The organism is Gorillibacterium timonense (assembly GCF_001457415.1).
GTDB classification, from domain to species: Bacteria; Bacillota; Bacilli; order Paenibacillales; family NBRC-103111; genus Gorillibacterium; species Gorillibacterium timonense.
The window spans coordinates 52,991-76,962 of the sequence record NZ_LN881723.1 but is presented as its reverse complement, the minus strand read 5'-3'; the positions used below and the strand labels follow the sequence as shown (position 1 = coordinate 76,962).

At 54.6% G+C, this 23,972-nt stretch carries 24 protein-coding genes; 20 read left to right on the top strand and 4 right to left on the bottom strand.

All coding sequences use genetic code 11. The annotated features are described in order from the left end of the window. The first annotated feature begins 190 nt into the window (after positions 1-190). The 3 genes from BN2684_RS08115 to BN2684_RS08105 all read left to right on the top strand — a co-directional run bounded on the left by BN2684_RS08115 (position 191) and on the right by BN2684_RS08105 (position 2,945). On the top strand, positions 191-2,128 hold the full coding sequence (locus BN2684_RS08115) for a sensor domain-containing diguanylate cyclase (protein WP_058301684.1): 1,938 nt from the start codon (positions 191-193) through the stop codon (positions 2,126-2,128). 127 nt (positions 2,129-2,255) lie between these two features. Beyond that, positions 2,256-2,498 carry an HPr family phosphocarrier protein gene (locus tag BN2684_RS08110; protein WP_058301683.1) on the top strand — a complete coding sequence of 81 codons (243 nt, stop codon included), beginning with the start codon at positions 2,256-2,258 and terminating at the stop codon, positions 2,496-2,498. A 162-nt stretch (positions 2,499-2,660) separates the two neighbouring features. Then, the gene (locus tag BN2684_RS08105; RefSeq protein ID WP_058301682.1) at positions 2,661-2,945 is read left to right on the top strand and encodes an Fpa/YlaN family protein; all 285 of its coding nucleotides are present in this window, start codon (positions 2,661-2,663) and stop codon (positions 2,943-2,945) included. Positions 2,946-3,074: 129 nt separating this feature from the next. Here BN2684_RS08105 and cax read toward each other — a convergent pair whose 3' ends face one another. Continuing rightward, positions 3,075-4,145 (bottom strand): calcium/proton exchanger, encoded by a 1,071-nt coding sequence (gene cax, locus BN2684_RS08100; protein ID WP_058301681.1) that lies wholly within the window; start codon positions 4,143-4,145, stop codon positions 3,075-3,077. A 181-nt stretch (positions 4,146-4,326) separates the two neighbouring features. Here cax and BN2684_RS08095 point away from each other — a divergent pair, with 181 nt between their 5' ends. Then, the gene (locus BN2684_RS08095) at positions 4,327-4,713 is read left to right on the top strand and encodes an Asp23/Gls24 family envelope stress response protein (protein ID WP_058301680.1); all 387 of its coding nucleotides are present in this window, start codon (positions 4,327-4,329) and stop codon (positions 4,711-4,713) included. A 107-nt stretch (positions 4,714-4,820) separates the two neighbouring features. On the opposite strand, the gene ftsW is transcribed toward BN2684_RS08095, so the two are convergent. Then, positions 4,821-6,002 (bottom strand): putative lipid II flippase FtsW, encoded by a 1,182-nt coding sequence (gene ftsW / locus BN2684_RS08090; protein ID WP_058301679.1) that lies wholly within the window; start codon positions 6,000-6,002, stop codon positions 4,821-4,823. Between the two features lie 177 nt (positions 6,003-6,179). On the opposite strand from ftsW, the gene BN2684_RS08085 reads away from it, so the two are divergent. The 5 genes from BN2684_RS08085 (at position 6,180) to BN2684_RS08065 (ending at position 13,114) form a co-directional block, all read left to right on the top strand. Further along, positions 6,180-7,370: a M20 family metallopeptidase gene (locus tag BN2684_RS08085; protein WP_058301678.1), complete on the top strand. Its 1,191-nt coding sequence runs from the start codon at positions 6,180-6,182 to the stop codon at positions 7,368-7,370. A gap of 394 nt (positions 7,371-7,764) precedes the next feature. Continuing rightward, a complete protein-coding gene (locus BN2684_RS08080) occupies positions 7,765-8,835 on the top strand; it encodes a CAP domain-containing protein (RefSeq protein WP_148449914.1) in 1,071 nt (356 codons plus the stop codon). A gap of 310 nt (positions 8,836-9,145) precedes the next feature. Further along, entirely contained in the window at positions 9,146-10,831 is a 1,686-nt protein-coding gene (locus BN2684_RS08075) for a DNA repair helicase XPB (RefSeq protein ID WP_058301676.1), read from the top strand. Next, a complete protein-coding gene (locus tag BN2684_RS08070) occupies positions 10,816-12,618 on the top strand; it encodes a hypothetical protein (protein WP_058301675.1) in 1,803 nt (600 codons plus the stop codon). The genes BN2684_RS08075 and BN2684_RS08070 overlap by 16 nt, the downstream gene beginning before the upstream one ends. Positions 12,619-12,661: 43 nt before the next feature. Continuing rightward, on the top strand, positions 12,662-13,114 hold the full coding sequence (locus BN2684_RS08065) for a YlbF/YmcA family competence regulator (protein WP_058301674.1): 453 nt from the start codon (positions 12,662-12,664) through the stop codon (positions 13,112-13,114). Positions 13,115-13,136: 22 nt separating this feature from the next. On the opposite strand, the gene BN2684_RS08060 is transcribed toward BN2684_RS08065, so the two are convergent. Further along, positions 13,137-14,147, bottom strand: a complete 1,011-nt coding sequence (locus BN2684_RS08060; protein WP_108722178.1) for an asparaginase — start codon at positions 14,145-14,147, stop codon at positions 13,137-13,139. 93 nt (positions 14,148-14,240) lie between these two features. Here BN2684_RS08060 and BN2684_RS08055 point away from each other — a divergent pair, with 93 nt between their 5' ends. The 11 genes from BN2684_RS08055 (at position 14,241) to BN2684_RS08005 (ending at position 21,670) form a co-directional block, all read left to right on the top strand. Further along, positions 14,241-14,504 carry a YlbG family protein gene (locus BN2684_RS08055; RefSeq protein ID WP_058301672.1) on the top strand — a complete coding sequence of 88 codons (264 nt, stop codon included), beginning with the start codon at positions 14,241-14,243 and terminating at the stop codon, positions 14,502-14,504. A gap of 103 nt (positions 14,505-14,607) precedes the next feature. Next, positions 14,608-15,045 carry a hypothetical protein gene (locus BN2684_RS08050; RefSeq protein WP_058301671.1) on the top strand — a complete coding sequence of 146 codons (438 nt, stop codon included), beginning with the start codon at positions 14,608-14,610 and terminating at the stop codon, positions 15,043-15,045. Positions 15,046-15,154: 109 nt separating this feature from the next. Then, positions 15,155-16,069, top strand: coding sequence for a LysR family transcriptional regulator (locus BN2684_RS08045; RefSeq protein ID WP_058301670.1), 915 nt, complete (start codon positions 15,155-15,157; stop codon positions 16,067-16,069). Between the two features lie 31 nt (positions 16,070-16,100). Then, complete coding sequence (locus BN2684_RS08040; protein ID WP_187385760.1) at positions 16,101-16,967, top strand: PHP domain-containing protein; 867 nt, start codon at positions 16,101-16,103, stop codon at positions 16,965-16,967. Then, positions 16,964-17,821 carry a UTP--glucose-1-phosphate uridylyltransferase GalU gene (gene galU / locus BN2684_RS08035; protein WP_058301668.1) on the top strand — a complete coding sequence of 286 codons (858 nt, stop codon included), beginning with the start codon at positions 16,964-16,966 and terminating at the stop codon, positions 17,819-17,821. Before BN2684_RS08040 ends, galU begins: the two co-directional genes overlap by 4 nt. 175 nt (positions 17,822-17,996) lie before the next feature. Continuing rightward, positions 17,997-18,572, top strand: coding sequence for a TetR/AcrR family transcriptional regulator (locus BN2684_RS08030; protein ID WP_058301667.1), 576 nt, complete (start codon positions 17,997-17,999; stop codon positions 18,570-18,572). Then, positions 18,569-18,772: a hypothetical protein gene (locus BN2684_RS08025; RefSeq protein WP_058301666.1), complete on the top strand. Its 204-nt coding sequence runs from the start codon at positions 18,569-18,571 to the stop codon at positions 18,770-18,772. The genes BN2684_RS08030 and BN2684_RS08025 overlap by 4 nt, the downstream gene beginning before the upstream one ends. 296 nt (positions 18,773-19,068) lie before the next feature. Further along, positions 19,069-19,347, top strand: a complete 279-nt coding sequence (locus BN2684_RS08020) for a hypothetical protein (RefSeq protein ID WP_058301665.1) — start codon at positions 19,069-19,071, stop codon at positions 19,345-19,347. Beyond that, positions 19,347-20,054 carry a response regulator transcription factor gene (locus tag BN2684_RS08015; RefSeq protein WP_058302503.1) on the top strand — a complete coding sequence of 236 codons (708 nt, stop codon included), beginning with the start codon at positions 19,347-19,349 and terminating at the stop codon, positions 20,052-20,054. The genes BN2684_RS08020 and BN2684_RS08015 overlap by 1 nt, the downstream gene beginning before the upstream one ends. Further along, positions 20,047-21,411, top strand: a complete 1,365-nt coding sequence (locus tag BN2684_RS08010) for a sensor histidine kinase (protein WP_058301664.1) — start codon at positions 20,047-20,049, stop codon at positions 21,409-21,411. Before BN2684_RS08015 ends, BN2684_RS08010 begins: the two co-directional genes overlap by 8 nt. Positions 21,412-21,430: 19 nt before the next feature. Next, positions 21,431-21,670, top strand: a complete 240-nt coding sequence (locus tag BN2684_RS08005) for an SHOCT domain-containing protein (RefSeq protein WP_058301663.1) — start codon at positions 21,431-21,433, stop codon at positions 21,668-21,670. A gap of 219 nt (positions 21,671-21,889) precedes the next feature. Here BN2684_RS08005 and BN2684_RS08000 read toward each other — a convergent pair whose 3' ends face one another. Next, on the bottom strand, positions 21,890-23,764 hold the full coding sequence (locus BN2684_RS08000) for an Rqc2 family fibronectin-binding protein (RefSeq protein WP_058301662.1): 1,875 nt from the start codon (positions 23,762-23,764) through the stop codon (positions 21,890-21,892). Between the last annotated feature and the right edge of the window lie 208 nt (positions 23,765-23,972).

Sequence of the window (23,972 nt, the reverse complement as noted above, 5' to 3'; positions counted from 1 at the left end):
ATTTTAGTGGATCACATAGGTGTCTGTCAAGGTCCAAGCTCCTTGGAAGCACCAAAAAAAATGTTGACAGGAAATCGAACAGGGATTAAAAATAGCGGGTCATGGAAAAAAATGCGTCTCTCAACTCGTGCGTTTACGGGACAATCATAGTATGATGGAAACAGCGACGTGGAAAGAGGAGAAGCTTTCTATGGAAGACGATTTCTGCTTGACGATAAGTGACAGGTCGGGTCCGGGAGGGAATGGTTCGTGGAACCCCCTTCCGACCATTACAATAGCTGTGGAAGACTTGGCTGACGCTCATATCGAGCGGATCTGGATCGAAGGGTTTCATCGCTGGGTGGAGCATTCCGCTTCGAGCGATCCCGCTTTTCGAGGCTGGCTGATGCTGGCGGCTCCTGGAGGAGAGCCCTTGTCCCTATGCGTGATCGACGGATTGCCGGTTTTTTATGCCCCATCCGAGGCCTGGATGCTCGAATCCGCCGGAGAAGCCATGGATTTGGCCCTATCCGCCGGACAGAGCAGGCGGCTTGTCGTGAGTGCAAGCTTATCCGCTCTGCCTGTTCAAGACAGAACGGGGGCACTCGCCGCCGTGATCGGAGCTCATTCGGCAGCAGATTCGAAGGGTAGCTTTTTGACGCGAATGGCATCCTTGTTTCCGTTGTTCATCCAACTGGAATCGGAACGGCTGCGAAATCTCCTCTTGACGGAACAGCTTGAACGAGAGGAATCGTTATTTTTGCGCAAGGAAACCTTGTACCGCTCGATTGAAAAGCTGTTTTCTCTGATCGATGTGGAGAGGGTTTTATCGGAGGCGATTTTTCAAATTCAAGAAATGTTTCCGGAATCGGATATCGATCTGCTGCTCTGTCAGGACGAATCGGGGATCGGGCTTCCGGTGAAGCCGTTAAATATTTTCGATGTGAACAACGAGCTGTGTATGCATGCCTTCATGGAAGGAAAGGTGATACCCGCTGCCAGCACGGTTTCGGGGTTCTACCCGGAGATCGCGGCGCCACTTATCGGCAAGCAGGGTGCTTACGGAGTGCTGCACCTTCGGGCAAAGGCGACTCTATTTACCTCGGAGGATTGCGAGGTGGTAGGCGCCATCTCCACAGCCGCTGGAACGGCATTCGAGAATGGCAAGCTCTATGAACAGTCGAATATCCTGGTCAACGAACTGAGGCTGATCAATGAGCTGACCAAGCGGCTCAATCAGAGCCTTCGGCTCGGGGAAATTTTTGATTATGCCATGTCCGAGCTCCTTCATATCTTCGATGCGGACTATTGCTGCATTCTTCAGGAGAATCCGGGACAGGATAACCTGTTGGTGCGGGTATGCAATCTCCCGGAGATGACCGGCGAACTGATTCCGAGAGGCGAGGGCTATTCAGGCGTCGTCTTCCAGACCAAGGAACCGGTTATCGAATCCGATTATGCCAAAAGCCCACCGATCCGCTCGGAGCTGATGGAAATGACTGGCTGCCGCTCGCTGATCGCATCCCCCATCTTTATGAACGGCGAAGTCGTAGGCGTCATTCTCGTCACCCACCGCAACCCTTATTTCTTCACCTACGAAAATTACAAGCTGCTGTCGGTATTGGCCGGTCCCATCGGCCTTGCCATCGCCAACGCCTCCCTGCATGCGGAAGTTCGCCGGATGGTAATCACGGACAACTTGACGGGCTTGTTCACCCGGAAATTCCTCGACGATCAGGTGAGCCAGCATCAGGAGGCGGACAAATGCGGGTCACTCATCGTGGTGGACATCGACGATTTCAAGCGGGTCAACGACACGCTCGGCCACCAGATTGGGGATAAGGTGCTGATCCAGGTCAGCGAGATCACTCGTTCCTGCATCCGTGAATCGGATATCGCCGCTCGGTGGGGAGGAGAGGAGCTTGCGATCTATCTGCCTCATGTTGCGGTGGAGCAGGCCATGAATGTAGCGGAGAGAATTCGGAATCGGGTGAACGCCGAGACGAATCCGGGCGTGACGGTATCCTGCGGGGTGTCGGATTGGTCCATAACCGACGAGAAGGTCAGTGTGGAGCTGCTCTTCTACCGTTCTGACATGGCCTTGTACAAAGCGAAGAGAGCCGGCAAGAACCAGATCAAGACCGGCTGAACCTCTTTTTCGATCAAGCGGAAAACTACATAAAAAAATCCAGGTTGCGCTTACAGGCACATCCAAGGTATCATGAGGGTAGCACCTACATAACAGGTTATCATAAAGTCCAAATGGAGGGATTGCCATGACCAACAATGCTGCTATTGTTGAAATTTCCCAAACCGCTAACCAATTCCGTTCTTCGATCGTTCTTCAATACGACAACAAGTATATCGATGTGAAGAGCATTCTGGGTCTCTTTACCACTCTCGTGGGCGGCGGCCAATATGAGCTGCATGTTCACGGTTCGGATGCGGCGGAAGCCAAGAAAGCGATGGCGGAAGTTTTTGCGAAGCACAACTTGAGCATCAAAGTCGTAGAAGAGTAGGCGTACCGCTGAAAAAGGCTGAAACCTTCGGGTTTCGGCCTTTTCTTTTTTCGGACGAGAACCTGGCGGCTTGGGTGGGTCTGTCCCGCTTCTCTTGTATAATCTCATCGTTTCGACTAATATAGTACTATGTAACGCTTTTTACGGACGGGGGGGAACCTGATGTCATCGGATCTGCTGCTGAACATAAACGAGAGAGCCTTAACGCTTCTTCAGGAGGATGCGGATAAGATTGAGAAGCTTATCGAGATTCAGATGGAGAATCTGACCACCCGTAAGTGTCCCCTCTATGAGGAAGTGCTTGACACCCAGATGTATGGGCTGTCGCGGGAAGTGGATTTTGCCGTCCGTGCCGGGCTGATCTCTGAATTGGCGGGTCGCAATCTCCTGAGCAAGCTGGAGAGAAATTTGGCGAATTTGTACGAAGCGCTAAGCGTTTCGGAATAGCCGGATTGGATTTCGAAGCGCAGCAGCCGGTCTGGCTCGCTGCCTTTTTTGCTTGTAGGAACGAAGAAGCCGCTCCGGGCGTGTCCGGAAGCGGCTTCTTTTGCCATGACGGCGGATATGTAGGGCGGATTACAGGAAGAAGAAGGCTAATCCAAGAATGATGTAGACCGCTAGGAGCAGGACACCCTCATACCAATGAGTCTTGCCGTCGCGGGAGATCGAAATGGCGATGAGCGCGGCTACTCCGATGGCGGCGAGTTCATACAGGCTGAAGACCAGATCCATCTCTTGCCCCATGAAAAAGCTGACGAAGACCAGCACGGGAGCGACGAATAGCGCGATCTGAAGGCTGCTTCCGACGGCGATTTCGACCGAAGCGCCGATCTTGTTCTTCAGGGCCAGCATGATGGCGGCCGAGTGCTCTGCTGCATTGCCGATGATCGCGATGAGGAAGGCGCCGACAAAAAGCTCGGACAGGCTGAAGCGTTCGGTGACGGCTTCGACGTTGCCGACCAACCATTCGCTGACCAAAGCGACGAGTGCGGTAGCTAGGACGAGAAAGAAGATCGACTTGCCCTTTGACCACTTCGCTTCTCCATGCTCAATCTGTTCCTCGGCCAAAATGTTCTTATGCGTAATCATCGAAAAGTACAGCCAGAGGAAGTAGCAGATGATCAGGATTCCGGCGACGACGAGGCTGAACTCGTTCATGTGAATGCCGGTGATGTCCTTGTGGAAGATGGCGGGCATGAACAGGGCGATGACGGCGAGCAGCATGAGAGAAGAATTGTGGGAAGCCATGTTTTCATTAAAACGCTGCTCTTTGAATTTCAAACCGCCGATCAGAACGCTGGCGCCGAGAACAAGCAGCAGATTCCCGATGATGGAGCCCGTAATGCTTGCCTTCACGACCTCAAACAGCTCCGGTTTTCCGTTCACCGCATCCTTGATCAGGATGATGGCGATGATGAGCTCCGCCGCGTTGCCGAACGTGGCATTCAGGAAGCCTCCCGCTCGGTCGCCCGCGTAATGGGCGACGCTTTCCGTCGCCTGGCCCAGGAAGCCGGCGACGAAGATGATGGCCACGCAGGCGAGAAGAAATTGTAAAGTCGTGTTCCATGCGGCAAAATGCGCGATGCCGCTGATGACGAAGCTGACGATAAGCCCCGCCGTAAATGCATGTTTCTTAGCTACTGCCAAGTGGGTCACCTCATCCGAATTCTACAAAATTATCGCACATGTAGAATCATTCTAATACAATCCACGGCTGGGAGCAATTACCGATCCGTTAATTGTGCAAGAAGGAGTTACTTGGCAGCGCTTCATTGACTGAGCGGCGCTTGAATCATTATAATGTGGGTAAGGGAAGGGAGTGAGCTGTATGGAGAATACGGAACAAACAGGATTCATCCGGATATCCGATGATGTCGTCTCCACGATCGCCGGGATGGCAGCCATCGACACACCGGGAATTTCCGCCATGTCGGGCGGGATCTCGGAGGGGCTGGCCAAGCGTCTTAGCGGAAGGAACGTACAAAAGGGTGTTTCAGTGGAAGTGGGGCAATTGGAAGCGGCTGTCGATTTAAGAGTCATCGTTCAATACGGATGGCGTTTCCATGAAGTATGCCGGAACCTGCAGCTCAACGTGCGGGAAGCGGTGGAGAATATGACGGGACTTCGCGTTGTGGAAGTGAACGTCAAGGTTGAAGGCGTCTCGATGAAGGACCGGGAAGAGGAAGTTCCCGAGGAGACTCTCCGCTTAAAGTGATCGGTAAAGAAGCTTTATCTGGTCCAGAGATAGAGGATCGCCAGAGCATAAAGAAAGGAACGGCTGAGGAGCGATGTCCCTCGTCCGTTCCTTTTTGATTCGTGCGCTTACGATGAAACGTGTCGGAGAGCGGGCGTCTTCGCCTTGCTCTTGGCGCTGACGGTCTGTTCGCGGGAGATGCCCAGCACGATGCCAAGGGACATCAAGGTGACGAGAATCGAAGAGCCCCCATAGCTGATCAACGGCAAGGTAACGCCTGTCATGGGGATGGTATTGGTGACGCCAAGCAGGTTGATCAAAGCCTGGATGCCCATCATCATCATGATGCCGACTCCCGAAAGAGAAGCAAATTTATCGGGGTTGCGCAGCGAGATGAGGATGCCTCTCCAGATAAACGCGACATAGACAAGAAGGAACAGGGCTGCCTTGAGAAAGCCGAGCTCTTCGCCGATGATGGCGAAGATGAAGTCGCTGTAGGACTGCGTGAGAAAGTGCTGCTTCTGGATGCTGTTGCCGATGCCCGTTCCTGTGAATCCGCCATGACCGAAAGCATACAGGGAGTTGATCATCTGGTAACCGGATTTGAGCGGGTCGATCCAAGGATCGCGCAGGGTATGAAACCGCTCCAGCCGGTAATTGCCTTTTTCCGGGTGAAGCAGTGAAGGCAGAAACATATAGAACGTCATCACGACTCCGGCGATTCCGCCTATCGTGAATAGATGCTTGTTCCGCATGCCGCCGGCCCACAAAACGGCAAAAGCCCCGAGGATGAGGATGGCGGCCGAACCAAAGTCAGGCTGCAGAAGAATGAGCCCGCTCGTGATTCCCACGATGACGAGACAAGGAAAGAGCCCCTTCTTGAACTGCTTCAACTTGTCTCCCTTGTTGGTAATGACAACGGCCAAATAGAGAACGATGGCGAGCTTGGCGAGCTCAGATGGCTGCAGGTTGAATAGACCGAGGTCGATCCAGCTTCGCGCTCCGAATTTCTCGTCCCCGTTCCCGATCAGCAGGACCAGCATGAGCAAGCCGATCGTTCCGATCCAGAAGAGGAAAACGAGCTTCCGCAGCTTGGTATAAGACAGATTCATAAAAAAGATCATGAGCACAAACCCAAGAATGACGGCAATGGCCTGCTTGATTGTGTAGTATAAGGAATCGCCGTTTCGTTCGAAGGTGGAGACCATGGAACTGGCACTATAGACCATCAGCAGCCCGAAGGCGGTAAGGGCAACGGTGAGAAACAGAAACAAGTAATCGGGTGGATTGCGCTTCGGACGTTTTGCCATGAACGGCCTCCTTTCAATGGTAATGATAGACGCTTTGCCTACGAACCGCAAGCTTCTTCCCGTAAAGGAATTGGAGTATCTGCAAACACTAGCGTTCTCGAAAGAGAGATGGAGGAGACCATAGCGAGAGAGTTTATGTTACACTGGAAAGCAAAGCGATGCAGGAGGTTGCTCAGCATGTGGAACGCACTTAAAACGAAAGTGTCCGAACGGTACCCGGAGATGGTCAAGTGGCGCAGGCATCTGCATCAAAACCCGGAATTGTCGTACCGGGAATCCGCCACTTCGGGCTTTATCGCAGATACGCTCAAGAGCTTCGGCTTGGATGTGGCGACAGGAATCGGCGGGTACGGGGTAACGGCCTTGATCCGGGGCGGTCGTCCGGGGCCAACGGTAGCTCTGCGCGCGGATATGGATGCGCTGCCGATTCAAGACGGCAAAGCATGCAGCTATGCTTCTCGCGTGCCGGGAGTCATGCATGCCTGCGGCCATGACGGCCACACGGCGGCTCTGCTCGGCACCGGCAAGCTGCTTGCCGAGATGAGCGAGCAGCTCTCGGGGAACGTGCTGCTGATCTTCCAGCCTGCCGAAGAGGTCGCGCCGGGAGGAGCTCAAGCGATGATTCGGGACGGAGTATTGGAAGGGGTAGATGAGATCTATGGCGTTCATCTCTGGACACCCTTGCCTTCCGGAATCGTGGCCACCTGCAGCGGTCCGATGATGGCCTCTGTGGATGATTTTGATTTGGAGATCCGCGGCAAAGGCGGTCATGGCGGCATGCCGCATGAAACGGTGGACAGCCTCGTGGTCGGTGCTCATCTCGTGGTGAACCTTCAGACGGTGATCAGCCGCAATCTGAATCCGATCAAGCCGGGAGTGGTGACGGTGGCGGCGCTTCAATCGGGCAACAGCTACAATGTGATTCCGGATAAGGCTTATCTGAAGGGGACTGTCCGCACCTTCGATCCGATCACCCGGAAGCTCGCCCGGGAACGGATCGAGGCGATCATCAGCGGCACCTGCTCCATGTTTGGCGCAGAACATACCTTGAATTACAAAGTTGGGTATCCACCGGTCGTGAACAGCCCAGCGGAGACCGAGCGTCTGCAAAATGTCTTACGCGGTGTCCTTGGAACGGAGGCGGTTCGCGAAGCTGAGATGAATATGCCGGCGGAGGACTTTTCTTATTATCTGGAGCGGGTTCCCGGCTGCTTCCTCTTTGTGGGGGCAGGCGGCGAAGGAGCGGAATATCCCCATCATCATCCGATGTTCGATCTCCGCGAGGAGGCGATCGGGCAAGCCGCGCTCGTCTTGGCTTCGGCGGCGATCAGCCGCTTGAACGGTTCTGCGGCATCGAAAGCGATCTGATCCGGCTGTCTTGTACGTGGCTGCCCTGTCCTTCATAACCCCTGTGCGACTAAAGCGCAGGGGTTTTCCCTTTTTCACCAAGATAAGACGAACTTCCTACCGTTGTGCAGGAGAGGAAAGCACCGTCTTCCTATAGACGACAAGATGCTGGTTTTTTATAGTTAAATCGAGCCGAACACCGGTCCGTCGAACCGTTTGTTGGATTTCGGTCATCTCCCGCACAACGAAAAGGAGGAAGCCACAGTTGGCAGCATGGCGACAAATAAGAGTTTGTTTTCTTATCGGGGTGATTATTCCCCTTCTCCTTGTTCCATTCTTCACATACCCTACGACTGCTGAAGCGAAAAGCACGGTTATCTATACGTGGCCGACCGTCCCCTCCGGGACGATTGGCATGACCAGGCCCGACATTCAAATGAAAATGAGCTACTCCGGATTGGAACTGAGCGGATACAGCATGAGCTTGAACAAGAAAAAGGTCGCCGCCTCGTATAACCGGAAGACCGAATCGTTTACGTATACACCATCCTCAGATTTGGCTCCGGGGAAGCATGAGGTCAGCCTAAAGATTGAGTTCAAGGGATATACCCCCAAAACCTACAATTGGAGCTTTACGGTGAAACCGAACGCGGTTGCGGCGGCATCAGCGGATGATTCTAGCCAAAAGGAAGCGCTGAAGGCGATCAACAGCCTTCGCAAAAGTGCGGGGCTCTCTCCGGTCGTTCTGAACGAAAAGCTGAATTTAACCGCGTCCACACATGCCAAATACCAGTCGGTCCATGGTGTCCTGTCGCATTTAGAGACGCCGGGCAAGAAGGGTTTCACCGGCCGGAGCTTGGCTGAACGAGCTTCCTATTTTGGCTATTCGTCCAATCGAATTTATGAAGATATCAGCATGCAGTCGGACACATCGGCGGCTAAAACCGTATCCGACCTGTATGATGCTCCGTATCACCGGATCCCGTTTCTCGATCCGGATTTGAAGGAAATCGGTTACGGTCGATCCGGGTCGTATCATGTTCTACTGTTCGGAGCAGGGGAGAGCAAGACGGCTCCCGTCCCGGTAGTCTCCCCTGTTGGTGAGAGCGTGCCAGCCTCCTGGAACGGCCATGAATCCCCCGATCCCCTCCGGATTCATACCGGGATCTCTTATCCGATCGGCTATCCGATCATGGCCGGCGTCTACGGATATGGAATCACCAAGGTGGTTCCGGTGGAAGGAAGCCTGATCGAGAAGTCCACAAGCAAGCGAGTCTCCCTGCAGACGAATGGAGCAGACAAGGACAGCCACTTGTCCCGAGAGGTGCTGTACCTGCCTGCCACCCCCTTGAAGGCGGGAACCGTGTATCAAATGAAGGTCGTGATGAAGGCTTACTTGTCTGACGGAAGCAGCAAGCTGTATTCAAAGCAGTGGACGTTTCAAACGAAAGGAACCGGCACGGGAGCTGCGAAGGCTGCGAAGTGACGCGGCTCACGACGATCTAGACGGGTGCGTAAACGCACAAGGTCGGACATACGGATATAAGGACATACGGACATGCCCTCGGGCATGAACAAAGAGGCATAGAAGAGAGCGCTTTGGCTTTTTTAAGAGCGGGTTAGCAATCACCCTCTACGAATGCCCGAAGCGCTCTTTTTGGCTGGTGGCGGCGATTTGGCGAGCGGATTCCTTCCGTGGCACGCGAACGGACTCCGGCAATCGTGTTGGAAATCTCCCCCTTTGGAAATAATGAGAGAGATATCCCCAAACGTGATGCGAAGGAGGGAGCCTGTATATGGAAGCTCCGCTTCTCGTGAAGGCCGATCGGAGCCTATTGCTCGATATGAGCCATCCCGATGCCGCCAGTCTTCGAACGATGCTGGGCAACTGCGCGGAACTGATCAAAAACCCCGGCCGGCTCTATCTGTACCGGCTTACCGCCTGTTCTCTGTGGGGAGCGGCCGCTCAAGGGCTGCGCTCCGATGATGTTCTGCGCTTTCTTGAGACGCATTCCCGTCATGAGCTGTTTGATTCGGTCCAGGCTTTTGTTCGGAGAGAAATGGACCGATACGGCCGGCTTCGGCTGCTCCTTCAGGAAGGACGGCTGATCCTGGCGGCAGAGGAAGAAGGCTGGCTGCGCCGAGTGCTTGCTCTGCCGGACATGAGCCCCCTTCTCCTGCCACTCGACGACAGGCATGCGGAAGTACCGGCGGACAAGCGCGGGATCGTGAAGCGGGAGTTGACCCGTCTCGGCTATCCGGTTGTGGATGAAGCGGGCTTTCATGCAGGAGAGCCGGTTCTCATGCGACTTGAGACAAGCCGTGAGGAAGGATTCGCCCTCCGGACTTATCAGGCGGAGGCGGTACAAGCCTTCAGCAGGGAAGGCAGCCGTCATGGCGGCAGCGGAGTGATCGTGCTGCCCTGCGGAGCCGGAAAGACAGTAGTCGGGATCGCGGTCATGGCTAGGCTCGGTTGCGCCACCCTCATCCTGACTCCGAATGTCGCATCGATTCGGCAATGGAAGAGAGAACTCCTCGCTCGGACGAACCTATCTGAGGAGCTGATTGGTGAATACAGCGGGGAGCGAAAGGATGTCCGACCGGTCACGCTCGCCACCTATCAAATCTTGACCCACCGGAAGAACAAGGATGCCCCTTTTTGTCATATGCAGCTGTTTAAGGAGCGCGACTGGGGGCTCATCATCTACGACGAAGTCCATTTACTTCCCGCACCTGTCTTTCGGGTTACCGCGGATATCCAAGCGACGCGTCGACTTGGTCTCACGGCTACCTTGCTTCGGGAAGACGGCTGCGAAGAGGATGTCTTCTCCTTGATCGGCCCTAAGCTCTATGAGCAGCCATGGAGGGAGCTGGAACAAAGCGGCCATCTGGCTAAGCTTGAGGCCTGCGAAATCCGCATTCCGCTTGAGGGGGACGTCCGAAGCGCATATGAAGAAGCCAAGCCGCGGGCCCGGTTTCGCATCGCCTCGGAAAATCCGCAGAAGCTCAAGGCGGCGGAAGCCCTGCTGCGAAAGCACGAAGGCGAGCCGACGCTTGTCATCGGCCACTTCCTTTCTCAGCTCCGAACGGTAGCGCACTTGACGGGTAGTCCACTGATCACCGGTTCGACGCCGCACGAAGAGAGGGAGCGGCTCTATGGGGATTTCCGGGAAGGTCGGACGAAGAGACTCGTCGTCTCCAGGGTAGCCAATTTTGCCATCGATCTCCCGGAGGCTCAGGTGGCCATCGAATTATCAGGAAGCTACGGATCGAGGCAGGAGGAGACGCAGCGGATCGGTCGCATCATCCGACCGAAGCGGAACGGGAGTGGAGCCCGCTTCTATACGCTGGTTAGCGAAGATACGATTGAATTGACCTTTGCCCAAAAGAGGAGGCTTTTTCTTGCCGGTCAGGGCTATCAGTACCACGTTGTCGAACAGGCTGAGTGGGAGGAGGAAGAGGGATCGTGCAATCGCGAATAGCGGGCAGGGAGCGCGGCGGACTCGCGGAACGGCTACGCAATTGGATTGCCGGTAAGTATGCCGACCTTCCTTTCGCTTGGAGGGATCTGGAGCAGGGTGGAACGGCGGCGGGTTTCTCGGGCGCTGAACTGGCTTGCGGATTGTCTCTTCTTCGCTTGTCCGGGCAAATGCATGTCGAAAGAAGCCGGGAAGGGAACATTCACTATGTCTTGACCAAAGAAGCCGTAGTCGGCTATCAAGAATCCAAGCTTCTACAGAAGGCGGCTGGAGCGACTTGCGACGGGAAGGATGGAGCATTGGCGGGGAAAGTCGAAGAAGAACGAAAGGGCAGAGCCTTGGAAGAGGAAGCAGACGATGACCGGGACTTGGACGGCTGGCCCGAGGACGGACGCGCGGCTTGGCTATTCTTTCGCTTCCTTCGTGAAATCGGAATGAACCGTCTGCGCGTGGAGCGACCTGAGGAGTGGACGGAAGCGTTGCTTCGGCGATACCAGCGTGCTGCGTTCGGGAGTGCCGGAAGATCCACCCGCTCCGATGGTTTGGCTCCGCATGAAGCGGAACGTCTTGCTGGAACGCAGGAGGTTCTTGCGTTTATTGCTGCGGCTGCAGATAAGCTAGGTTTCATCCGCTGGGAGAAGCGCGAATGGCGACTGCAGCCGGATCGCTTGAGCTGTTGGTTTCGTCTTCCACCGCATGCGATGGATAGGAAGCTATACGAGCTCTGGATAGACTGCGGCACAGCGAAGATCGCTGCCTTGCGTCATACCATTCTGCTATATGACAGGCTTCCCCACGGCAGTCGAATAACCGGCGAGGAGACCCTTCTGTTTGAAGAGGCTGCCGCGAACTTGGAGATGTCGGTCAGCGATCTCGTGAAAGACAAGATCCTTACTCCGCTTTGTCACCTCGGGTGGGCTGGCCGAATAGGAGAGACTTTTCAGTTGAATCTTCCGAATCTCGCCCAATCCTTCCAGGGGGCGCTTCGACGGCCTTTCAGGGAAGCGGTGGAGGAAAGAAGGACAGAATGGTACGTACAACCGGATCTGGAGATTATCCCGGTGGAGAGTCTCGATTATGCGCCGTTCTGGGAGTTGGCTCACTATGCAGAGCCCCCGGACGTCCGCTTGGCGGGAACGTGGCTTCTGACGGAGAAGAGCTGGCGACTTGCCGTCCGGCGAGGTGGACGTCTTCCCGCTGCCTTGGCGTTGCTCGAACGGTTCAGCTTGAACGGCATACCGGAAGCGGTTCGCGGACAACTGGCCGATTGGGAGCGTTTGGCACGGGCTGCCGCAGTCGGTCAGGGGAGCAAGGCGGCCTGCTCGGCATCATCTCCAACGGTTCCTGAGCGTTTCGAATCGACTTACCCGCAGCTGCCGCTCTGCGAGGAGGTTGTAGAAGGCCCAACCGAATTCCGTAAGCTGGACGATGCGAAGGAGAACTGCCGCGAGGAGCGTATCCCCGGTCCTGATGAGCTGTTTCCAGGTTGGAGGGATATCCCGACTGCTTGGCATCGGGAATGCCGCTCTTATCATCGGTCGACGGCATTGGCGCTCGTCACCCAAGCTGTTAAATGGAAGACGCATCTTCTCGTTTCAGGGAAGGACGAAATCGTTATTGTGGCGCCATCAGCGGTCCATGAGGAGGAAGGTCTCCTCGTGCTTGTCGGCAGAGTGGAGGCGGGGGAGCGGCGGCTGAGGCTGGAGCCGGGGTGCCGTTTCCAGATCCAGTTACCGGATGCGGGCGTTTCGTGGTATGATAGAAAGAAGTTTATCGATTTACACCATTGATAAATCATTCCATTCATTCCAGAAGGAGAGGATAAGAGACGTCATGAATGTTATGGCAGAATTGGATCGGTCTGATCTGCTTGGGAGAGCGTACGAGCTTGGCGATTTGATCAATTCTTCCGCCGAGATGGCGGATTATCTATATTGGAAAGAACAAATGAGCGGGGATTCCGCAGCGGATGCGGCCATTAAGGCGTTCCAGAGAAAAAAAGATCTATTCGAGGAGTGCATGCGGTTCGGCCATTTTCATCCCAGCTATCACAAAGCGCTCGATGAAGCAGAAGTGGCCCGCCAGGAGCTGGATGCGGTGGAAAGCATCCGCAGCTTCAAGCAGGCCGAAGCTCATTTGGACGATCTGCTGCACACGGTAGCCGAGCTTATCGCCCGGTCCGTATCGGAATCAGTGAAAGTCCCGAGAGATGGGGATGACGCAGGCGGCGGCTGCTCGAGCGGCGGTTGTTCTTCCGGCGGCTCCTGCAGCGGCAATTGCGGCTGATCCGCATCACACTACCGGCGGCTTACGAACGCACCATTGTAAAATCCGGGACGATCTCTCCGACGACGGTTCCCTGCCAATTGAGAAGAGCAGGTCGATGGAAGTCGGCCAGCTTGCCAGCTTCGTCGGCGGAGAGCCAGCCCAGCTGAAGCAAAGCTTCGGTTACAGCCGGGTACAGAGCGCGCACGCCTCCATCGCCGATCTTGACGGCGAGTCCGCAGCCGGTTCCGGGCATCGCGACCGCAAAGACTCCGTCGGCGCCTAGCTTGCCGATGAGCTTCCCGCTCGTCGCACGGATGAGCTGCGTGTCAAACCGGTCGTCTCCCGCCAGGCATTCCGGGTTCTCGCGGATCGCGCCGACGATACGGCGGCAGGCATTCGCCCGGACGGGCTCAAGGTCATCCGGCGTTCCCAATCGGGCGTAGGCTAGAGCGAGTGAGGCGAGCGGCAAGCCGAACACCGGCACGCCGCATCCGTCCGTGCCGAGGCGAATCCGGTCAGCGGGAATGCCGCTCATGGAGCTTATCGCCGCCAGCATCCGCTGTTGAACAGGATGACGGACGGACATATAATCTTCAACGGGTGCGCCGATCGCTTTAGCAAGCGCGAGCATACCGGAGTGCTTGCCTGAGCAGTTGTTGTGGAGGGCCGTCGGCTTGATCCCGGCTGCTTTCATCGCTTCGGCCGTCGGCTTATGGTACGGGTCGTGAGCACCGCATTTCAATGCGGAAGCATCGAGTCCAAGCTTCGCGAGAATCCCGGCCGCCAGCGTTACGTGCCGTTCTTCCCCGTTATGGGAGGCCGCAACGAGAGCCAGCTCCGCATCTGTCAAGCCGAAGGTTTCCATGGCGCCGGATTCCACCAGCGGAATGGCCTGAAGCGGCTTGGCGGAAGAGCGGGCATAAATCCATCTTTCCGCATCTCCGCATGATGCGACGTTACTTTCGTCCAATTTTACGGCGGCAATATGAACAAAGTGTTCACTTTCGACCATTCCGCCCCGATATACTGTAATAACAGGCTGTTTGTTCATGATCATTTCCTCCACTTAACGAGAAGCCGCAGGGCAGGTCGTTCCTATTTATAAGTAAGTTCACGGACAGCACATTGAGCAAGGGGGATTTCCATGTTTACCGATCGCAGCGGTCTAATCGTCTGGGTGAGCGATGTCAAGCCCGCGAAGAACCTCGAGAAATACGGCTCGGTCCATTATATCTCAAAAAGAATGAATTATGTAGCGATGTACGTTCATACGGAGAAACTGGAGGAAGCCATGCGCCTCATTCAACGACTTCCCTATGTCAAGAAGGTCGAAAAGTCGATGCGCAAGGAAATCAAAACGGAGTACGACAAGAACATGCCGGACAAAACTCGCTTTTATTCGCTCTAATTCCATATCTTTTGACAAACAGAAATGGAAAAATCTTATCAATTGAAGTAAAATAGACGAAAGGCGTAGTCGAGAAGTCCTGCCTAAAAACCGGGAGGAACGCATGAAAGACTCAGGCATGAGCCGCTATAATACCTATGAGCCGTTCTACGTCGAACTGGGTGACAAGAAGATTGCCGACATTGTGATTACACATCATGCCCGGATGCGTTGGACAGACCGTGTGGAACAGGATAAGACCGGATTTTCTGATATTTGCTCGTTTTTATGGGAGCGCTTGAAGGCCTCTCAGATCAAGCCCTATTATAAAAAAGAAGAAGAAGTCTTCCTCGTGGATGACGATCTGGTCATGGTTGTGGAATTCGGGGTCCTGGAGAAGGAAACCGACATTGCCGGCAATCCCCTGCACAAGATGATTGTCGTCACCTTTCTTGGGCGTATGTCCGAAATGATCGAGCTCAGGGATTTGAAATCGTATTATTCCTGGCTGCGCCATTCTCGCCGCATGACGCTCATCCGCAACAGCCGCAAGCGCAAATAGCGCGGGGTTTCTTCTAGGTGGAAAAAATTGGCATGGCGCGCTCTTCCGGGAGCGCGTTTCTTGTTCGTGTTCATCCATACATGGTATAATCAGGGAGCGGGTGATGCGTATGGCACTCAGTTTTCATATGCTGCACATTTTTTACACGGTTGCCGAAAAAGGCACCTTTTCCGCAGCGGCACAATCCTTACATATGACTCAACCGGGCGTCACCATGCAGATTCAAGCTCTGGAGGATCATTTCGGTACGAAGATGTTCCGCCGCATGCCGAAGGCCGTCGAGCTGACCGATGCCGGGCTTGCCCTCTTGCCGTATGCGCGCCAGATGGTAGAGCTGATGGCGCAAACCGAACGGGAAATGTCCCGCTTTACCCGCGAACTGGGAGGGAGATTGGAGCTTGGAACGAGCCTCACCATCGGGGAGTACATTCTTCCTCGCTTGATCGGCCCCTTCAATCGGGAGTTCCCCCACATTACCGTCAGCATGAAAGTGATGAACACCGCGCAGATCATGGAGGGGGTGTTGGCTCACAGCCTCACCTTCGGACTGGTGGAAGCGGGAATCGAGCATCCCGATTTGGTGGTGGAGCCTTTGCTCCATGACGAGCTGAAGCTTGTTTTGCCGGCGGGACACGAGCTTTTACACCAGGAGCGGATTACGGTGGACGATTTGTCTCGCTACCCGTTTATCATGAGAGAGAGGGGCTCCGGGACCCGCAGAATTGTGGAGGAAGCCTTGCAGCGCGGGGGCCATTCTCCTTCAGAGCTGCGCATCGCCATGGATCTCGGCAGTACCGGTGCGATTAAATCGGCTGTGGAGGCCGGTCTCGGGTTGTCGATTCTTTCGGGGTCCACCGTCAAGCATGAGGTTGCGCTTGGTGTATTGGAGCTTCGGGAGATCGAGGGAATCCGTTTTGAGCGCAGCTTCTCTTCCGTGTACCACCGCACGGCTCTTTTGCCGCTTCCAGCGGTGACCTTCATGACTTTTATCCGTGACAAGGAATTATCTCAGTGGCTGACGTGATACTAACCGACACAGTAGAGGAGTGAATGTTGTGGCTGTCTCCGGCTTCGCAGATCTGCATACCCACACCACCGCATCCGACGGCCTTCACGCTCCGGAGGATAATGTTCGCATGGCCAAGGAGGCCGGTCTCGCAGCTGTCGCCATCACGGATCATGACACACTCGCCGGTCTCGATTCCGCTATCCGAGAAGGCGCCAAGCTTGGAATCACGGTCGTTCCCGGAGTCGAAATCAGCACCGTTGCGAACGGCCAAGATATCCACGTGTTGGGGTATTATATGAACCGGAACGATCCGCTGTTCCTGGAGCGGCTCGCCGAGCTTCGTTCCGTGCGCGACCGAAGGAACGAGATGATGCTGGCCAAGCTGAACGAGCTGGGAATCCCCATCAAGCTGGAAGAAATCGCCGAGATCAAGGCGAAGAAAAGCGGGGATAAGCCGGGTGAGACCATCGGGCGTCCGCATATCGCCGATTGGCTCATCCAGCATGGCTACGTTTCGTCGCTGCGAGAAGCATTTGATCGCTATCTGGGCAAAGGTGGACAAGCTTACGTCAATCCGCCTCGCATCCATCCGACACAAGCGATTGTATGGATTCATGAAGCGGGAGGGAGCGCCGTGCTTGCCCATCCCGGCCTCTATGGAGAGGACGAGCTCGTTCGTGAATTGATTCAAGCAGGGTTGGACGGAATTGAAGCTTACCATTCCGATCATGGGCTGGAGCAGGAGGAGGCCTACCGCCGCATGGCGGAGGAAGCAGGACTCTTCGTGACGGGTGGATCCGATTTTCACGGAACAAGACAAGGCGATACGTTTCACGGACCCATCGGCAACCGCCGGGTGGGCATCGAAGTGCTAGAGCGATTACAGGATAGAGGGAGAGGAAACCGTATATGAAAATCCGTAAAGCTATCATTCCGGCTGCCGGTCTGGGGACCCGTTTTCTGCCAGCCACCAAAGCGCAGCCGAAGGAAATGCTGCCCATCGTAGACAAGCCGGCGATCCAGTACATCGTCGAGGAAGCGATCGCTTCCGGCATCGAGGATGTCATCATCGTCACAGGCCGCAACAAACGCGCCATTGAAGATCACTTTGACAAATCGATGGAATTGGAGCGTGTCCTCGAATCGAAGAAATCCCATGAACTGCTTCAGGTGGTTCAGGATGTATCGAATATGGTGGATGTCTACTACGTCCGTCAAAAGGAACCGCTTGGTCTCGGTCACGCGGTCTATACCGCCCGCAAATTCATCGGCAACGAACCCTTCGCGCTGTTGCTTGGGGACGATATCATTCAATCCGATCCTCCTTGCTTGAAGAGAATGATCGACATCTACGAGAAGGAAGAAACGTCCGTTATTGCCGTACAGGAGGTACCTTGGAACGACGTTAACAAATACGGGATCGTATCCCTTGGCGAGGATGGCCGCATCGACGATCTTGTCGAGAAGCCGGAAGTGGGTTCGGCGCCCTCCAACTTGGCTGTCATCGGCCGCTATGTCATCGAGCCGCAAATCTTTGACATTCTCGAGAACCAAGAGCCCGGCCGCGGCGGAGAAATCCAGTTGACGGACGCGCTGCGCGTTCTCAACCGCCAGCATCGGATGACCACCTACAAGCAGGAAGGCCGCCGGTTTGACGTAGGAGACAAGCTCGGTTACATCGAAGCGACCATCGAGATGGCGTTGGCTCGTCCCGATCTCGGTCCGGAAGTGCGGGAATACATCCGCAAGATAGCTGCCAATTTATAGAATAGACAAGAAGAGTGAAGAAACCTCGCTGGCTGATGGGAGCAATTGCGACCTTAGCTGGCGGGGCTTTTTGTATGGTGGGAGAACCCGCTTGTCAGGGAAGGATTGACAAATGAGCGATGATGGATTAAATTAAACATGTTTAAAATATGTTTAATTGAAAAGAGAAGATACCATGTCCAGAAAATCCGATGAAGTCAAGAAGGCGCTCCTGGATGCGACGGTCGCCCTGCTGCATGAAACGCAGGATGCGGCGCTGCTGACGGTCCGCCAAATTGCGGACCGAGCTCAGGTGAACATTGCCATGATCAACTATTATTTCACATCCAAGGATGAGCTGGTGAATCAAGCGATCGACCTTGTTTTGAAGGATGCCGTGGAGCAATGGCTTACCGTCAAAGAGGAAGATGTCGACCCAACCACGCGGCTGATCAACATGCTTAAACAGATGGCCGACATGGTCATTCAATATTATGGCTATACGAAGCTGTCCGTCACTTATCAGCTGGTGAAGGGCGATATGAGCGTTCCGCTGTATTTGCTGCCGCTGCTGAAAGAAATTTATCCCGACAGAAAGGGGGAAGAAGAGCTCCGACTCGCCGCGTTTGTACTGATCACAAGCACGCAGGCGATGTTGTGCAGACATGAAGAGTTTTATAAGTATTCCGGGTTTAACGCATTTGACAAGAAGCAACGCGATTCTGCCATTGAGCTGTTGATCCATCAAATCATGAAAGGGATGGAACGATGAAGACCTTCACGATCATTCTCGGAGCGGGAGCCATTCTCTTGCTGTTGTCGACTCTTCTGTGCGGGTTTTGGATTGCGAATCAAAATCTCACGGGAGCGGATTTGAAATCCGCACTTTCGTTTCACAAGAAACTCGGGATTACCGCCAGTCTCGTTTCGATTGCCGCCATTTTGCTGATGATTTTTAAGTATGTGAAATAGGTAACGGATTTACTCGACCTGCCATCAGAGAGAGAGCCACACCCTTAAGCACTTTGCTATTTGGAGCGCAGATGCCCCAAAAGGCTGTTTCCGCCGCTGGATTGCGTGCGAAATGGCCTTTTTCTATGGAAGTGATGAGGTTTTTATACAACCTGAGCTTTTGGGGTAAAGAAGGTATACGAAAGTTATTGTGATTCCAAAATAAAGGGAAATCTGTCCTTCATATCTTTTTCACCCGATGCAAATCAGTTCTTCACAACTTCGGTTTACAATGATAGCAAAAGGAGGAGAGAAAAATGAAGAAACGTTGGATTACACTCGGGGCATTGGTGCTGGCGACGGGGATCGGGACGGCCGGCGCTTATGCCGCGTCTACTGACGGCAATTCGAGTGTAGACACAGGCAAAGATTTTTTTGAGCGGATGCTTCCTTTCGCAAAGCAGATGCATCCCGGCCTAACTGATCAGCAAATCGAGGGGATGTACAAGAGCTGTCGCAATAGCGCGGGAAGTGGCGCAGGCAGCAGTTCCATGATGAGCAATTCGGAATGGCGCGGAAGCATGATGAATCGCTGATGGAGCGGGAGAAGATTTTGCTTGTCGATGACGAGCCCGATATCCTCAAGGTGATCCGAGCCTATTTGGAGAAGAGCGATTATTTGGTGTACGAGGCGGATACGGGGCGAAGCGCGCTCCAGCTATTTGATAACCTGAAGCCGGACCTGATTGTATTGGACCTCATGCTGCCGGACATGACGGGAGAAGAAGTCTGCAGACGGGTCCGCAAGACATCCACCACACCGATCCTCATGCTGACCGCCAAAAGCAGCGAAGACGACAAGGTGGGTGGGCTGCTGATTGGCGCTGATGATTACATGACCAAACCGTTTAGCCCGAGAGAGCTGTCGGCAAGGGTCATAAGCTTGCTCAGGAGGTCGCGCATTCCGGCCGCAGAACAACCTGGAACACCGCTCACCTTCGCGGGAAATTGCTTATCCATCGATCAGGAGCGGCATGAAGTCAGAGTGAAGGGGGAGCTCGTCTCCTTGACGCCTATTGAATTCAAGCTGCTTGAGCTCTTGGCTAAGCATCCGAAGAGGGTATTCAGCCGAAACGAGCTGGTGAATCTGATCCAAGGAGACGCTTTTGAAGGATTCGAGCGCACCATCGATGTGCATGTCAAGAACATCAGACAAAAAATCGGGGATGATCCCAAGCATCCGATCTTTCTTGCCACCGTATTTGGCATCGGATACAAATTTCAGGTGAATCCGGATGAATAGCGGTGGGCTGCGCAAGAAGCTGCTATTATCGCATATGGGCGTGGCCATAAGCTCTTTGCTGACGATCGTGCTCCTCGTCAACCTGGTCATGCTCTTCTCGCTCGGTAAGTATACGGAGGAGCAGCAGCAATCGGAAGCAAAGGCCTTGCTCGAAGATTTAACGGCATCCTATCAGGAAACCACAGGCCAATGGACGACAGAGGCGTTGATGAGCATTTCCCATCAAGCCATGCTTCGCGGTTATGTCGTCCGAATTACGGATCGACAGGGGACCTTGGTCTGGGATACGAGTACAATGGGCAGGCCTGTAAATTCGGACAGAGGAACGGAGGAGGCAGCGGATGCGGCAAGCTCCAAGAGGATCCAAAAGCCCATCGTGAAAGCCGGGAACCTGGTCGGAACCTTGGAGATACGCGGAATCGAGCAGCCATTTCAAAAGCTAAACCAGCAGTTTTTGAACCTTTTCAACACATTATTGGGTGCTGCTCTGGTTCTGGTGATGATCGGGGTATCTCTGTTTAGCATCTTTACAGCAAACGGTATCAGCCGTCCATTACTGCACATCAAGCAGGCTGCCGTACGGATGAGGGATGGGGATCTATCAAGGCGCGTCGAACTAGACGACAACACAGAAGTCGGAGAAGTCGGACGAGCGCTCAACCATCTGGCCGAAGCTTTGGAGAAGCAGGATAAGCTGCGAAAGAATCTGACAGGGGACATTGCCCATGAATTGCGAACCCCGCTGACAACGATCCAAAGCCATCTCGAAGCGTTTCAAGACGGAGTATGGGAAGCCACGCCGGATAAATTGCAGGTTTGCCATGACCAGGTCATCCAGTTAGTGCAGCTCATAAGCGATTTAGAGAAATTGACGGACGCGGAAAACCCGATGCTGCAGCTTCGAAAAGAAAGGGTCTGCCTCAACGAAGTCATCCGTGATGGAATCAACACGGTAGCCGAACCGTTTCGATATAAAAATATCGCGCTGGAAGTGCGAGAGGATCAACAAGTATACGTCAAGGGTGATTACTCGCGGCTCGTTCAAGTAATAGTCAACCTGCTGAATAACGCCTATAAATATACGAATCAGGGCAAGATTCAAGTGACGGTGGTGGATGAAAGGTTCGAGGCAAAGGTCTCGATCGCGGATACCGGTGTGGGAATCCCAGCAGACGAGCTGCCATTCATCTTCGAGCGGTTCTATCGCGGAGAGAAATCGCGCAATCGCAAGACCGGTGGAGCCGGGATCGGCCTTGCCGTGGCGAAAGCCATCGTGGAAGCGAACGGCGGGAAGATCACAGTGCGCAGCAAAATCAACGAGGGAAGCGAATTTACCGTTCATTTCCCCAAAAAGTAGAGAGGAGCGGTGAGTCATTATGATGGGGTTTGGTTATGGGATGGGGGCGCTCTTCTCGATAGTGGGCCTTTTGGTTAATGTTCTCCTTATTGCAGGTGTTGTTTATCTCGTCGTCAGACTGGTAAAAGGCAGTGAAAAGTCGGGCGTAGGCGAAAGGACCCCCGAGAAAATCCTTGCGGAGCGCTATGCGAGGGGCGAAATCTCGGATGAGGAATACAGGCATAGGATTGAGATTTTGCGCGATCATCGAAACAGATAAGAAGATCCGAGCGTCAGCATGTCCCAACCTTGGGGCATGTTTTTTTGATTAGCTGGGGAGGCACATGGCCGAGGTGCATCCCATCGTATGCTGTCAACCTTAATCGTGTAGATACGAACCATCATCAATGGTATGAGAAGGGGGGGGAACCACCGTTTTTAAGTTGACAGCGTACGAGATGCACCTCTCAGCCAACCATCAGCTGCATCCGGTCGAACGTCAAGCGAGCGCGCTCTTCAAGCTGCCGACGAGCGTTTCATCCGGGGTAGCGAACAGCGTCTTCTGCCGGTCGTAGATAACGAAACCGGGCTTCGAACCGTTCGGCTTGCGCACGTAACGGATCAGCGTGTAATCGACCGGCACGGAGCTCGAGCCGCGCGCTTGGCTATAGTAAGCGGCGAGCTGTGCCGCCTCCAGAAGTGTATCCTCTCCGTATGCGTCGCTGCGGATGACCACATGAGAGCCTGGAATATCTTTGGTGTGCAGCCAGGTGTCGCTTGGCTTCGCCAGGCGATTGGTCAAGTATTCGTTCTGCAGATTGTTTTTGCCCACATAGATCGGGATGCCCTCGCTGGATGTGTAGCAGGTGAGGGCGGGCCGGTCTTTTTTCTTTTTCTTGACTGCTTTCCGGCGGTCGCGCAAATAGCCCTGTTCCACCAGCTCGTCGCGGATTTCTTCCACGTCCGAGAGGCTTGCCACGGACAACTGAGCGAGCAGGCTGCCCAGGTAGACGATTTCCTCTCGGGCCAGCTTCATCTGCTCCTCCACGACGACCAGGCTGTTTTTGGCTTTAGCGTATTTCTTGAAGTAGCGCTGGCTGTTCTCGGAAGGCGTCAGCTGAGGATCGAGGGCGATGATGAGCGGTCTCTGCTCTTCGTCGTAGTAGTTGACGACCTCGACGCTCTTATCTCCTTTACGGATGAGATGCAGAGAGCTGGTCAGGAGCTCGCCGATCACGCGCAGGCTGTCGGCTTCCTTGGCTTCCTCCAACGTTTCTTCCAGCTTCTCCAGCTTCTTCTCGTTCTTGTGTTTCTCATTCTGCAAGAGCCGCTGCAGATCGGAGGTGCGCTGCTTGACCGTGTCCCGCTCCGCTTTCTCGCTATAGAAGCGGTCCAGGCAAGCGCTCACGGTAAGGAACGGCTCCGCCTCCCCTTCGATATGCGTCAGGGCGATTACCGAGAAGGCGAGCTTCCCCGTCCGCTCGGCGCGCACGATATTCGGCTGGTAACGATTAGAGCGCATGGCTTCCATGATCTCGGAAAAGGAAGTCCACAAGCGCTCCGGTGTCAACGGTTCGACTGAGGAGGAGTCGGAGGTCTCCATTTCGGCAGACCCGACTCCAGTGTCAGTACCCGCAGCGGCGGCTCCAACGGCCTTGACCCAGGGAGCGTCAGTACCCGTAACCCCAGCTCCGGCTGCCTTCGCCCGATAAACGATTTCCCTTGCGGCAAGCGGGCTGACGCCGCTAAAGCGGGCGACGAGCGCCTTTTCCAAAGCGACAGGGGCGCTATCGTTAAGCGCATTGCTCTTCATCTCTTCGTTTATTTCGTGCAGAAACGAGTCTCGATCGGTCTCCCATGGGTTGCGCTTGTCCTGTTCAGGGGGCGGCGTATAGGCAAAGCCGGGCATGACCACCCGATAACTGCTGAGCGCCGGCGTCACATGATGAATCCCGTCCATGATGGTGTCCGTGCGCGGGTCGAGCAGGATGATGTTGCTGTGACGGCCCATGATCTCGATCAGGATGACCTTGGAGCTGATATCGCCCAGCTCGTCGCGCTGACGGATGCGGATGCGGATGACGCGTTCGGCTCCGGTCTGCTCCACCGCTTCAATAACGCCTCCTTCGCAGTGCTTGCGCAGCAGCATGCAGAACATGGGGGGCTCCGTGGGATTGGGCAGTTGTTTGTCCGTCAAATGGACGCGCGGATACGTGAGGTTTGCCGAGAGAAGCAGCCGTGCGTTGCCGGATGCGGCACGCAGCTGCAGGATGATATCGTGAGGGGTCGGTTGATGGATTTTGCTCACCCGGCCGCCGACTATTTGCTGCAAGTCATGGACGATCGCCCGTACGACAAGTCCGTCTAATGCCATGAGTACACTCCATTCTGATCAGCATCCCGTCCGGGTGCTGTCCCAAGTTGCTCTCCCTATCATGCCATAAGTAAGCGGAAAATTTAAGGGCACAAACGGTTTCGAGCCAATTTTCCCGTCCGGTCCCGTACATGTTCGACTTAAATGCATGGGTTCCGCACCCTTTCCCATCCCATTGACGCCGCATCATAAGCAGGAAGCTCTGCTT